Raw genomic sequence first — 13,918 nt, 5'->3', positions numbered from 1 at the left:
ATCGACGCCATCGAAGGTTTTCAGTGGCGGAGTCTGGCATGTCGGCGTGGCGCACGATCAGTTTATGGATGGATCAGCTCGATGAGCCGCTGCTGGCGCGCCCTGCGTTGGAGCGGGACCTGGATGTCGACGTGGCGATCATCGGCGCCGGTTACACCGGACTGTGGACGACGTACTACCTGAAAAAACAGGCGCCCGGCCTGGATATCGCCATCATCGAGGCGCAAACCGCCGGGTTCGGTGCGTCCGGACGCAATGGCGGCTGGCTGATGGGTAACTTGCTGGGTGAGGATCGCTTGCTCGCAGGCTTATCGCCGCAGCAACGGCGGGCGTCGTTTGATCTGCTGCACAGCATTCCTGATGAAGTAGAGATCGTCGTTGAACGCGAAGGCATCGACTGCGATTACCGCAAGGGCGGGGTGCTTTATTGTGCTGCGCGCTACCCAGAGCAGGAAACCGTTCTGCGCGATTACCTGAACAAGCTGCATGCCCAAGGCCTGACTGACGACGATTACCGCTGGCTGAGTCCCGAGCAACTGGCCCAGCAGATCCGCGTGGCCAAGCCCTACGGCGGCATCTTCGCCCCCCATGTCGCGACCATTCACCCAGCGAAACTGGTCCGTGGCCTGGCGCGTACCGTGCAGAACATGGGCGTGAAAATCTACGAAAACAGCCCGGTTACCCACTGGCAATCCGGCAGTTTGCGCACGGCCAAGGCCAGCGTACGCAGCCGCTGGATCGTCCCGGCCGTGGAAGGCTATTCGGTGACGTTGCCGCCGCTGGGCCGTTATCAGTTGCCGGTGCAAAGTCTGATTGTCGCCACCGAGCCGCTGTCCGCCGCGACCTGGGACGAAATCGGCCTCAATCGCGGCCAGGCCTTCAGTGAATTCAGCCGTCAGGTCACCTATGGCCAGCGCAGTGCCGACAACCGCCTGATTTTCGGCGCCCGTGGCGGCTATCAGTTCGCCGGCAAGCTGCGCCATGACTTCAACCTCACTCGCGATGAAGTCGAGTTGCGCCGCTATCTGTTCGGCGAACTGTTTCCGCAGCTGAAAAATGTGCAGATCACCCACGCCTGGGGCGGCAACCTCGGCATGTCGCGGCATTTCAAGCCGCACATGCTTTGCGACCGCGCCAACGGCATCGCGCTATCGGGCGGTTACGGCGGCGAGGGCGTCGGCGCCAGCAACCTTGGCGGGCGCACCCTGGCCGATCTGATTCTCGAGCGCGACAGCGAGCTGACCCAACAACCGTGGGTCCTGCCCGACGGTGGCATTCACGCGCTGCGTGCCTGGGAGCCAGAGCCATGCCGCTGGCTCGGCTACAACGCGATCATCAAAAGTTTCGTGCATGAAGACCAGACGCTGGCCAATCCGGCGACCGCGCCCTGGCGGCGCAAGCTCGCCAGCCAAGTCGCCGGGTTCATGGAAGGTTTCATGCACTAAACGCCGTTTCCCTCAACAAACAGGTCACGCCATGAGCATCACCCAATTCAAGAACACCGCCGCGCTCGAACTCGAGGAGTCCAACCCGGTCGCCGTGCCCCTCGGCGAACCTGTCGCAATTGCCTCGACCACCAGCGTCGAGCGCGACAACGGCGTCGAAACCGGCGTCTGGGAATGCACCCCGGGCCGCTGGCGGCGGCAGATCACCGCGCAGGAGTTCTGCCATTTCATTTCCGGGCGCTGCACCTTCACCCCCGACGGTGGTGGCGAAACCCTGCACATACAAGGCGGCGACGCACTGATGTTGCCAGCCAACACGCTCGGGATCTGGGATATCCAGGAAACCGTGCGCAAGAGCTACGTGCTGATTTTCTGATTGTTCGATCCTTTGATTGCCTGCCAACAAAAAAAGCCCATACAGGAATCGCCCCATGATCCAGAAAACCCTCGCATTGGCGCCGCTGCTGCTGGCCGCTTCCGTCAGTCACGCGGCCGAGACGGTCAAGGTCTACAACTGGTCCGACTACATCGCCCCGGACACCACGAAGAATTTCCAGAAAGACACGGGCATCGGCGTCACCTACGACGTCTACGACAGCAACGAAACCCTCGACGGCAAATTGATGACCGGCAAATCCGGTTACGACGTGGTGTTCCCGTCGAACCACTTCATGGCGCGGCAGATTCAGGGTGGGGCGCTGAAGAAACTCGACAAGAGTCAGTTGCCGAACTGGAAGAACCTCAATCCAGCGCTGCTCAAGGCCCTGCAGACCAACGACCCGAACAACGAGCACGGTTTCCCTTATCTGTGGGGCAGCACCGGTATCGGCTACAACATCGCCAAGGTCAAAGCGGTGCTGGGCGACGACGCGCCGGTGGATTCCTGGGATCTGATCTTCAAACCCGAATACATGGAAAAACTGCAGAAGTGCGGCGTGGCGATCCTCGACAACGGCCCGGAACTGCTCCCGGCGGCACTTAACTACCTCGGCCTGCCGCACCACAGCAAGAATCCCGAAGACTACAAAAAAGCCGAAGCTTTGCTGATGAAAGTGCGGCCCTACGTCAGCTACTTCCATTCCTCGAAGTACACCAGTGACCTGGCCAACGGCGACATCTGCGTAGCAGTCGGCTTTTCCGGCGACATCCTGCAAGCGGAGAACCGCGCCAAGGAAGCCAAGAACGGCGTCGAGATCGGTTATGCGATTCCCAAGGAAGGGGCGGCCATCTGGTTCGACATGGTCGCCATGCCCGCCGACGCACCGGACGAAAAGGCCGGCTACGCCTTCATGAATTACCTGCTGCGCCCCGATGTCATGGCGGGCATCACCAACTACGTGCACTACGCCAATGGCAACGAACAGGCGGACACGCTCATCGATCCGGCGATCAAGAACGACACCAAGGTTTACCCGAGCGCGGAAATGATGGGCAAGCTGTTTGCGCTGGAAGCGATGCCGCTGAATATCGACCGGATCCGGACGCGGGTTTGGAACAAGATTCGTACCGGCAGCTGAGTTTTTTCAGGCAACGTACAAGACCCCTGTGGGAGCGAGCCTGCTCGCGAAGCGGTTTGTCATTCGACTCTTATGTTGACTGGCTTGGCGCCTTCGCGAGCAGGCTCGCTCCCACATTTGTTATTCAATGAATCAGCATAGTTGATATCAAATCACTGGCACCATTGGCCGAAAGTGTGACTTGCCCAACAAATCCAAACTTACCGATATTTAATATTTAAATAGAAAATCGTCAGACAATTTGCGCCCTCGCTACAACTAAAAACAATCTTTCCTCCCCGCACGCCTTGTTTACGGCAGTTTCCTGATACCACCAAATTGGATCGCAAAAAAATCCTTTACGACAGATTTCCAATTGTGTCAGGTTCGTTACGCCTTCATTGGGCGAGTGATAGGACGATCTCGCCAAAGATCGTCCTGTCGGACAAAAACTGTTCCATTGCTAAACAAGGAAGTGTGTTTATGTCGAAAGTTAAAACCAATGCTGTTGATTCCGCCGAACAGGCTTTCCAGCTGGCTGCCTTCAGCTCGGCGTACAACCAGATCAATAGCTTCAGCCATCAGTATGACCGTGGCGGCAACCTCACGGTCAATGGCAAACCCTCGTACTCCGTCGACCAGGCGGCTACGCAATTGCTGCGTGACGGCGCTGCCTACCAGGACAAGGACGGCAGCGGCAAGATCGAACTCACCTATACGTTCCTGACCTCGGCCTCGAACAGCACGATGAACAAGCACGGGATCACCGGGTTCAGTCAGTTCAGCGCGCAGCAACAGGCGCAGGCCAAGCTCGCCATGCAGTCCTGGGCCGATGTGGCCAATGTCACTTTCACCGAGAGAGCCTCGGGCGGCGACGGGCACATGACCTTCGGTAACTACAGCGGTGGCCAGGATGGCGCTGCGGCGTTTGCCTATCTGCCGGGGACCGGCGCCGGTTATGACGGCACCTCGTGGTACTTGATCAACAGCGGTTACACGCAGAACAAGAACCCGGATCTGAACAACTACGGTCGTCAGACCCTGACCCACGAAATCGGCCATACCCTGGGCCTTGCTCACCCTGGCGACTACAACGCCGGCAACGGCAACCCGACCTACAACGACGCGACCTACGGCCAGGACACCCGTGGCTACAGCGTCATGAGTTACTGGAGCGAGAGCAACACCAACCAGAACTTCAGCAAGGGCGGCGTCGAAGCCTATTCGTCCGGCCCGCTGATGGACGACATCGCAGCCATCCAGAAACTCTACGGCGCCAACACCACCACCCGCACCGGCGACACCACCTACGGCTTCAACTCCAATACCGGTCGCGATTTCCTCAGCGCGTCGTCGTCGAGCGACAAAGTGGTGTTCTCGGTGTGGGATGCCGGCGGCAAGGACACCCTGGATTTCTCCGGTTTCACCCAGAACCAGAAGATCAACCTCAACAGCGCTTCGTTCTCCGACGTTGGCGGCATGGTCGGTAACGTGTCGATCGCCAAGGGCGCGGTCATCGAGAACGCGATTGGCGGTTCGGGCAGCGATCTGTTGATCGGCAACAGCGTGGCCAACGAGCTCAAGGGCGGTGCCGGCAACGACATCCTGTACGGCGCTGGCGGTGCCGACAAGCTGTGGGGCGGCGCCGGTTCGGACACTTTCGTGTTCGCCGCCAGCTCGGACTCCAAGCCAGGTGCGATCGATCAGATCCTCGATTTCGTCAGCGGTCTGGACAAAATCGACCTGACCGGCATCACCAACGGTGCGGGCCTGCACTTCGTCAACAGCTTCACCGGTTCGGCCGGCGACGCAGTGTTGACCTCGTCGGGCGGCAATAGCCTGTTGTCGGTGGATTTCTCCGGGCATGGCGTGGCTGACTTCATCGTCAGCACCGTTGGCCAGGCAGCGACCAGCGACATCGTGGCGTGATGTGAAAGGAAAGCGGCGCCTCGTGCGTCGCTTTCTTCGCTTGCATCGGCCTGATCCCCGAGCAAGGCTACGAGCGGAAGTGAAATTTCCTATGACTCGATACGTTTTAACTGACACGACGATGGCATGGCTGATGGCAGTCACGCTGATGATGACCGGAGCGACAAGCATGGCAAGCAGCCTCAGACTCGAAGAACCCTCGGCATTCGCCGGGCGCTGGCAGGCCACATTGACCGGTCACCACGACACACCCGAAACGCGGTCGTTGCAAGACAAGCCGTCGAACACATGCGTTGTCGATCTTGCGCCAGACAAGACCTTGGGCGAGGGCGCCGATTGTCTGGGCGCGTGGTTGAGCGAAGCCCCGATTGGCTGGTTTCCAGAACCCGATGGCATTGCCATCACTGGCAAGGAGGGTTCGAAAATCGCCTTTTTCAGCCGCCGGGGGGATGGCTCTTACACAAGCAGGTTGAGTTCGCAATTGCTTATCTTGCTCGAACGCGTCGGGCACTAAGCGGTGGCTGGGTAGTTGCGCGAAGTTGATGTACTGAAATAACTGAGCGTTATAACCGCGAAGCCGATCAACTTGTTATGAAATTGTAAGCACTACTTGCAAATGATCTTTGGCAGGTACGCGAAATATCAATGGAATGCTCGTCCGCACCGACGAGACTATGAACTCAGGAAGAATCAATGAAGATGGCGAAGTCTCCGGCCGCTCCGTTAATCAAGGCATTGGGCGACTATAAAAGCATTCTGATCAGCGTCGGTTGTTTCACCGCGTTGATCAACGTGCTGATGCTGGTGCCGTCGATCTACATGCTGCAAGTTTACGATCGGGTGCTGTCGTCACAGAACGAAACCACTCTGGCGATGCTGTCGTTGATGGTGGTCGGGTTCTTCGCCTTCATCGGCCTGCTGGAAGTGATCCGCAGCTTTATCGTCATCCGCATCGGCAGCCAATTGGAGCGGCGCTTCAATCTGCGCGTCTATCAGGCCGCGTTCGAGCGCAACCTGTTCAAGGGTGAGGGTAACGCCGGGCAGTCGCTGGGCGACCTGACCCACATCCGCCAGTTCGTCACCGGCCCGGCGCTGTTCGCCTTCTTCGATGCGCCGTGGTTCCCGGTCTATCTGTTTGTCATTTACCTGTTCAACGTCTGGCTTGGCGTGCTGGCCACGGCAGGCGCGTTGCTGCTGATCGCACTGGCCTGCCTCAACGAATACATGACCAAAAAACCGCTGGGCGAAGCCGCCGGTTTTTCCCAGCAGTCGAGTCAGTTGGCTACCAGTCACTTGCACAACGCCGAAACCATTCAGGCGATGGGCATGCTCGGCTCGCTGCGCAAGCGCTGGTTCGGGGTGCATTCGCGCTTCCTCGGCTTGCAGAACCAGGCCAGCGACACCGGTGCGGTGATCAGTTCGCTGAGCAAGACCCTGCGCCTGTGCCTGCAATCGTTGGTGCTGGGCCTGGGCGCGTTGCTGGTGATCAAGGGCGACATGACTGCGGGGATGATGATCGCCGGTTCGATCCTGATGGGTCGCGTACTGAGCCCGATCGATCAGTTGATCGCCGTTTGGAAGCAGTGGAGCGGGGCGAAGCTGGCTTACCGGCGCCTTGATGCGCTGTTGCAGGCGTTTCCGCCTAGCGACGAGGCGATGGCACTGCCGGCACCGAAAGGCCAGATCAGCTTCGAACAAGTCAGCGCCGGCCCGCCGGGGCAGCGTGCGGCCACTTTGCACATGGTCAATTTCAATCTGAGTGCTGGCGAAGTGCTCGGCGTGCTCGGCGCGTCTGGTTCCGGCAAGTCGACGCTGGCTCGAGTGCTGGTCGGCGTGTGGCCGGTTCTGGGCGGCACGGTGCGCCTCGACGGCGCTGATATCCACCGCTGGAACCGTGATCAGCTCGGCCCGTACATTGGTTATTTGCCGCAAGACATCGAGCTGTTCAGCGGCTCCATTGCCGAAAACATTGCACGATTCAGCGAAGCCGACCCGCAAAAAGTCGTCACCGCCGCGCAACAGGCCGGTGTCCACGAGATGATCCTGCGCCTGCCGCAAGGTTACGACACGCAACTGGGCGAGGACGGCAGCGGCTTGTCCGGTGGCCAGAAACAGCGCGTGGCCCTGGCCCGCGCGCTATATGGCACGCCGAGTCTGGTGGTGCTCGATGAACCCAATTCCAACCTCGACACCGTCGGCGAAGCCGCACTGGCCAGCGCCATTGCGCAACTCAAGGCGCAAGGCACCACGGTGATTCTGGTCACGCACCGTTCTTCGGTATTGGCTCAGGCTGACAAATTGCTCGTGCTCAACGATGGCCGCTTGCAGGCGTTCGGCCCGAGTCAGGATGTGCTCAAGGCACTTTCCGGCCAGCACGAACAGCAACGCGAAAAAGCCGCACAAACACCGGGCGGGCTCAGCATGAGCCGGCAGTATCAGCCCTCGACAAGGAATTCGGGTGTATGAGCAGCGCCAGCATGAACACTGAAAACGAAGCGACCATGGAACACGCCTACCTCACCGAGCGCCCGGAGCGCGATGCGAAATTCTTCGCGCGCATGGGCTGGATTCTGGCCATCGTCGGCGCTGGCAGTTTCTTCACCTGGGCGGCACTGGCGCCGCTGGATCAGGGCATTCCGGTGCAGGGCACCGTGGTGGTCTCGGGCAAGCGCAAGGCCGTGCAGTCGATGAGCAGCGGCGTGGTCAGCCGGATTCTGGTGCGCGAAGGCGAGATCGTGAAGCAGGGCCAGCCGTTGTTCCGCCTTGATCAGACGCAGGTCGCCGCCGACGTGCAATCGCTGCAGGCGCAGTACCGCATGGCTTGGGCCAGCCTCGCGCGTTGGCAAGCCGAGCGCGACAACCTCAAGCAAGTGACCTTTCCGGCCGAGCTGAGCAACGACCCGGACCCGCGCCTGGCGCTGGTGCTGGAAGGCCAGCGGCAACTGTTCAGCAGCCGCCGCGAAGCGTTCTCCCGGGAACAAGCGGCACTGCGCGCCAATATCGAAGGCGCCACCGCACAACTGGCCGGCATGCGCCGCGCCCGCAGCGACCTCAATGCCCAGGCCAGTTCCCTGCAACAACAACTGAGCAACCTGCAACCGCTGGCCGACAACGGCTACATCCCGCGCAACCGCTTGATGGACTACCAGCGGCAACTGTCGCAAGTGCAGCAGCAACTGGCGGAAAACACCGGTGAAAGCGGGCGCGTGGAGCAGGGCATCCTTGAATCGCGCCTGAAGTTGCAGCAGCACGGCGAGGAATACCAGAAGGAAGTGCGTACGCAACTGGCCGATGCGCAGTTGAAAAGCGTAACCCTGTCCGAGCAATTGACCTCCGCCGGTTTCGACCTGCAACACAGCGAGATCCTCGCCACCGCCGATGGCGTGGCAGTCAACCTCGGCGTGCACACCGAAGGCGCTGTGGTGCGTCAGGGCGAAACCCTGCTGGAGATCGTTCCGCAAGGCACCACCCTGGAAGTGGAAGGGCATTTGCCGATCAACCTGATCGACAAGGTCGGCACGCATTTGCCGGTGGACATTCTGTTTACCGCGTTCAACCAGAGCAAAACCCCGCGCGTGCCCGGCGAAGTCAGCCTGATCTCCGCCGACCAGATGGTCGATGAGAAAACCGGCGTGCCGTATTACGTGTTGCGCAGCAGCGTCAGCGATCAGGCCATGGAAAAGCTCAACGGCCTGGTGATCAAGCCCGGTATGCCGGCGGAAATGTTCGTGCGCACCGGTGAGCGTTCACTCCTCAACTATTTGTTCAAACCGCTGCTCGATCGCGCCGGTTCTGCGTTGACCGAGGAATAAGGATGTTCGGCTGTATGAAAAAGCTTTGCATGCTGGGGGCCGCAATCACGCTGCTCGCGAGTCACTCGGCAGTCGCGGCCATGGGGCCGTTTGAGATCTACGAGCAGGCATTGCGCAACGATCCGGTGTTTCTCGGTGCAATCAAGGAGCGCGATGCTGGCCTGGAAAACCGCGCGATTGGCCGCGCCGGGTTGCTGCCACGGATCGGCTACACCTACAACAAGGGCCGCAACTCGTCCAAGGCTACGTCTCTGGATGATCGCGCGCGCAACCGCACCGATGAGCGCAACTACAACAGTTACGGCTCGGCGCTGACGGTGCAGCAACCGCTGCTTGATTACGAAGCTTACGCGGCGTATCGCAAAGGCGTGGCGCAGTCGTTGTTTGCCGACGAAGCCTTTCGCGGCAAGAGTCAGGAACTGTTGGTGCGAGTGCTGGATAACTACACCAAAGCCTTGTTCGCCCAGGACCAGATCGACATCGCCCAGGCGAAGAAAAAGGCCTACGAGCAGCAGTTCCAGCAGAACGAACACATGTTTAAGCAGGGCGAGGGCACGCGCACCGATATTCTCGAAGCCGAGTCGCGCTATGAGCTGGCGACTGCCGAGGAAATCGAAGCGCGCAACGAGCAGGATGCCGCCTTGCGTGAGCTGGGTGCGCTGGTGGGCGTGCCGGCGGTGGATATCGGTGATCTGGCGCCGCTTGGTCAGCAATTCCAGACCTTCACCCTGCAACCGGCCAACTTCGACACCTGGCATGAACTGGCGATCAGCAACAACCCGAACCTCGCTTCGCAGCGTCAGGCCGTGGAAGTGGCGCGCTATGAAGTCGAACGCAACCGCGCCGGACATCTGCCGAAAGTAAGCGCCTATGCCTCGATGCGCGACAACGAGTCCGAAAGCGGCAACACCTATAACCAGCGCTACGAAACCAACACCATCGGCCTGGAAGTCAGCGTGCCGCTGTACGCCGGCGGCGGGGTGTCGGCCTCCACACGTCAGGCCAGCCGCACCATGGAACAGGCCGAATACGAACTGGATGGCAAAACCCGCGAAACCCTGATCGAACTGCGCCGACAGTTCAGCGCGTGCCTGTCCGGAGTGAGCAAATTGCGTGCTTATCAGAAGGCTTTGAAGTCGGCGGAAGCACTGGTGGTCTCGACCCGACAAAGCATTCTGGGCGGCGAACGCACCAATCTCGATGCGTTGAACGCCGAGCAGCAACTGTTCACCACCCGCCGGGATTTGGCCCAGGCACGCTACGACTACCTGATGGCCTGGACCAAATTGCATTACTACGCCGGGACGCTGAATGAGCAGGATCTGGCGCGGGTGGACGAAGCATTTATGGTCGCGCAACAGCCCTCACCCTAACCCTCTCCCAGGGGGAGAGGGGACCGATCCGGGGAGATTGGCGAGATGCACCGACTTGAACGAGCTGTGCTGAATCCGTAATCGACTGGTTTTCCAGGTCGCTGAATAACTGAAGACAACACGGTCGGCTCCCTCCCCCTTTGGGAGAGGGCTGGGGTGAGGGGACCGATCCGGGGAGATTGGCGAGATGCACCGATTTGAACGAGCTGTGCTGAATCCGTAATCGACTGGTTTTCCAGGTCGCTGAATAACTGAAGACAACACGGTCGGCTCCCTCTCCCTTTGGGAGAGGGCTGGGGTGAGGGGAACGGGCGACACCGCAGGATCTGAGGCTTTGCACCGAGACGTTAATGAGCAGGATTTGGCGCGGGTGGACGAAGCATTTGTGGTCGCGCAACAGCCCTCACCCTAACCCTCTCCCAGAGGGAGAGGGGACCGATCCGGGGAGATTGGCGAGATGCACCGATTTGAACGAGCTGTGCTGAATCCGTAATCGACTGGTTTTCCAGGTCGCTGAATAACTGAAGACAACACGGTCGGCTCCCTCTCCCTTTGGGAGAGGGCTGGGGTGAGGGAAACGGGCGACACCGCAGGATCTGAGGCTTTGCACCGAGACGTTAATGAGCAGGATCTGGTGCGGGTGGACGAAGCATTTGTGGTCGCGCAACAGCCCTCACCCTGACCCTCCCAGAGGGAGAGGGGACTGACCGAGTGGCCTGCGATAGCTGCATCGACTTGAGCGACCGAGCAGGCCGCAGGTTTTGACATCAACACAAATCGGCTCCCTCTCCTCGGGGAGAGGGCTGGGGTGAGGGGAACAGGCGACATCGCTATCAGCCCTGAACAAAACAACAAAAACGAGAATGATGACCATGGACGTACGCATCAAGCCGATTTCGCTCGGCACGCTATTGCTGGTGACCTCGGCAACGCAGGCGCAATACCTGGAACCCGGCCAGCCCGGCAATCCGGCCAGTTGGCGCAGCGCCGAGTTCTTGCGCGACTGGGGCCTGGAACGCATGCAGGCCGATCAGGCCTACGCAGCCGGCATCACCGGCAAGGGCGTGAAAATCGGCGCGCTCGATTCCGGTTTCGATGCCGCGCACCCCGAATTCTCCGCCGACCGTTATCACCCGGTAACCGCCAGCGGCAGCTACGTCGATGGCTCAGTGTTCAACGTCGACGGCACGCTCAACCCCAACAACGATTCCCACGGCACCCACGTGGTCGGCACCATGGGCGCCGCCCGTGACGGCAGCGGCATGCACGGGGTGGCGTACAACGCGCAAATCTACGTCGGCAACACCAACAAGAACGACAGTTTCCTCTTCGGCCCCGGCCCTGATCCGCGTTATTTCAAAGCGGTCTACGACAGCCTCGCCGATGCCGGGGTGCGGGCGATCAACAACAGTTGGGGCAGTCAGCCGCCGGATGTCAGTTACCGCACCCTCGCGGATCTGCATGCCGCCTACGCACAGCACTGGAACAAGGGCACCTGGCTCGACGCCGCTGCCGATGTTTCCCGGCGCGGCGTGATCAATGTCTTCAGCGCCGGCAACAGCGGCTACCCGAATGCCAGCGTACGTTCGGCGCTGCCGTACTTTCAGCCGGATCTGGAAGGTCACTGGCTGGCGGTGTCCGGGCTCGATCAGAGCAATCAGCAGAAATACAACCAGTGCGGCATCGCCAAATACTGGTGCATCACCACACCTGGGGCGAAGATCGACAGCACCATCCCCGGCGGCGGTTACGCGATCAAGTCCGGTACTTCGATGGCGGCGCCGCACGCGACCGGCGCCCTGGCGCTGGTGATGGAACGCTATCCGTACATGAACAATCAGCAGGCGCTCGAGGTGCTGCTGACCACCGCCACCCAGCTCGATGGCTCGGTCACAGACGCACCGAACGAGCGGGTCGGCTGGGGCGTCGCCAACCTCAACCGGGCAATGCGCGGGCCGGGGCAATTGCTCGGTGCGTTCGACGCGAATCTGGGGGCAGGGCAGCGCGATGTCTGGAGCAATGACATCTCTGACAAGGCGCTGCTCCAGCGCCAGCGCGAAGACCTCGCCGAGCACAGCGCCTGGCAGCAAACCCTACAGGACAAGGGCTGGGAGAACGGTGTCCCGGCCGGCGCCAGTCAGCAGGACCAGACCGATTACGCCATCGGCATGCTGCGTGATGCGGCAGCGGCAAACCGGGTGTATGAGGGCAGCCTGATCAAGTCCGGCGCCGGGCAATTGCTGCTCAGTGGCGCAAACACCTATCGCGGTCCGACTACCGTCAACGGCGGTCTGCTGACCGTCAACGGTTCGCTGACCTCAGCGGTCACCGTCAACGACAGCGGCACCCTCGGCGGCTCCGGACGCATCGGCGCGTTGACCGCCAACAGCGGCGGCCGGGTTGCACCGGGCAATTCCATCGGCACCTTGAACGTCGCTGGTGATGTGACACTCGCCCCGGGCTCGACTTACGCCGTCGAGCTATCGCCCACCAGCAGTGACCGCATCGTTGCCGGTGGCACGGCAACCGTCAGCGGCGCCAGCGTCAGCCTGGCGCTGGAAAACAGCCCGACCTTGCTCAGCAGCGCCGAAGCGCAAAGCCTGCTTGGTCGCCAGTACAACATCCTGCAAGCGGCCGGCGGCGTGCAGGGGCAGTTCGCTGCAGTAGTGCCGAACTACCTGTTCATCGGCGGCGCCCTCGACTACGCCGCAAGCGGCATCCAGCTGAATATCCAGCGCAATGCCACAAGCTTCGCCAGCGTCGGGCAAACGCCGAACCAGCGTTCGGTGGCGGCGGCAGTCGAAGGTCTGGGCGCCGGCAATTCGGTTTACGAAAGCGTGCTTCGTGCACCGACTCAGGCCTCGGCCCAGCAGGCCTTCCAGCAACTGAGCGGCGAGATTTATCCCGCGCTGGGGACAATGCTGATCAACGACAGCCGCCAGTTGCGTGATGCGGTCGGCGAGCGGCTGCACGATGACTCGGCGACCCGCAGCAATGGCTGGATCAAAGCCCTCGGCGCATGGGGCAGTACCGATTCGGGCCACGACACGGCCGGCTACAACACCTCGATCGGCGGCCTGCTGGCCGGTGTCGACGGCGCGTTGGACGAGCAGACCCGAATCGGTCTGGTCACCGGTTACAGCGACAGCTCCTTGAGCATGGGCTCGGGCACGCATTCTTCGGCGAAAGTCGACAGCTATCACCTCGGCACTTACGCCGCACACGACCTCGGCGCCTGGCGCTTGAGCACTGGCGCGGCCTACAGCTGGCATCGCGGCGATGTGAAGCGCGATCTGCAATACGACGAGGTCAGCGCCAAGCAGAAAGCCAAAGTTGACGCGACCACCACCCAAGTCTTCGGCGAAGCGGCGTATCGCTTGCAGCTGCAAGCGCTGGCGCTGGAACCGTTCGCCAACCTGACCTACCTGCATCTGGACACCGAAGGCTTCACCGAAAAGGGCGATGCCGCTGCGCTGAAAAGCTCGGGCGATCAGCGCGATGTGGCGCTGAGCACTCTGGGCGTACGGGCGAGCAAAACCTTCGACCTTTCGAACCAGCAAGCGCTGGACGTCAGCGCCCGTCTCGGCTGGCAGCACAGCCTCAGCGATATCGAATCGGAGCAGCATTTGCGTTTTGCCAGCGGCGGCACGCCGTATTCCGTGGAGAGCTCAGCGCTGGTACGCGATGCCGCACTGGTCGGCGTGCAGGCCAGTCTGGCCTTGAGTAAGGACGTGCGGGTCAACCTCGATTACAACGGCCAACTGGCCAGCCGCGAGAAGTTGCATGGCGTTGGCCTGAGTCTGAACTGGCAGTTCTGATTGCATGTGTGTGAGTCACCGTGGCGAGGGGATTTATCCCCGCTC

9 protein-coding genes are annotated in these 13,918 nt (G+C 60.9%); all 9 read left to right on the top strand.

Annotated features, from left to right (window positions below):
* Window positions 1-38 precede the first annotated feature (38 nt).
* The 9 genes from AB4N41_RS22615 to eprS all read left to right on the top strand — a co-directional run bounded on the left by AB4N41_RS22615 (window position 39) and on the right by eprS (window position 13,873).
* Window positions 39-1,445, top strand: a complete 1,407-nt coding sequence (locus AB4N41_RS22615; RefSeq protein ID WP_460138047.1) for an NAD(P)/FAD-dependent oxidoreductase — start codon at window positions 39-41, stop codon at window positions 1,443-1,445.
* A gap of 31 nt (window positions 1,446-1,476) precedes the next feature.
* A complete protein-coding gene (locus tag AB4N41_RS22610; RefSeq protein WP_256809967.1) occupies window positions 1,477-1,821 on the top strand; it encodes a cupin domain-containing protein in 345 nt (114 codons plus the stop codon).
* Between the two features lie 55 nt (window positions 1,822-1,876).
* Window positions 1,877-2,962 (top strand): polyamine ABC transporter substrate-binding protein, encoded by a 1,086-nt coding sequence (locus tag AB4N41_RS22605; RefSeq protein ID WP_150740902.1) that lies wholly within the window; start codon window positions 1,877-1,879, stop codon window positions 2,960-2,962.
* A gap of 462 nt (window positions 2,963-3,424) precedes the next feature.
* Window positions 3,425-4,870 (top strand): serralysin family metalloprotease, encoded by a 1,446-nt coding sequence (locus AB4N41_RS22600; RefSeq protein WP_041480283.1) that lies wholly within the window; start codon window positions 3,425-3,427, stop codon window positions 4,868-4,870.
* Window positions 4,871-4,961: 91 nt separating this feature from the next.
* On the top strand, window positions 4,962-5,384 hold the full coding sequence (locus AB4N41_RS22595; protein WP_435405961.1) for an AprI/Inh family metalloprotease inhibitor: 423 nt from the start codon (window positions 4,962-4,964) through the stop codon (window positions 5,382-5,384).
* A 179-nt stretch (window positions 5,385-5,563) separates the two neighbouring features.
* Window positions 5,564-7,336: a type I secretion system permease/ATPase gene (locus AB4N41_RS22590; RefSeq protein ID WP_252867671.1), complete on the top strand. Its 1,773-nt coding sequence runs from the start codon at window positions 5,564-5,566 to the stop codon at window positions 7,334-7,336.
* The gene (locus AB4N41_RS22585; RefSeq protein WP_252876364.1) at window positions 7,333-8,682 is read left to right on the top strand and encodes an HlyD family type I secretion periplasmic adaptor subunit; all 1,350 of its coding nucleotides are present in this window, start codon (window positions 7,333-7,335) and stop codon (window positions 8,680-8,682) included. Before AB4N41_RS22590 ends, AB4N41_RS22585 begins: the two co-directional genes overlap by 4 nt.
* 2 nt (window positions 8,683-8,684) lie before the next feature.
* Window positions 8,685-10,055: a TolC family outer membrane protein gene (locus AB4N41_RS22580; RefSeq protein ID WP_252876363.1), complete on the top strand. Its 1,371-nt coding sequence runs from the start codon at window positions 8,685-8,687 to the stop codon at window positions 10,053-10,055.
* Window positions 10,056-10,927: 872 nt separating this feature from the next.
* On the top strand, window positions 10,928-13,873 hold the full coding sequence (gene eprS / locus AB4N41_RS22575; protein ID WP_460138043.1) for an autotransporter serine peptidase EprS: 2,946 nt from the start codon (window positions 10,928-10,930) through the stop codon (window positions 13,871-13,873).
* Window positions 13,874-13,918 lie beyond the last annotated feature (45 nt).

It is taken from the genome of Pseudomonas sp. S2_A10 (assembly GCF_054668465.1).
The sequence above is the reverse complement of the archived record's forward strand: the minus strand, read 5'-3'. Positions and strand labels throughout refer to the sequence as shown.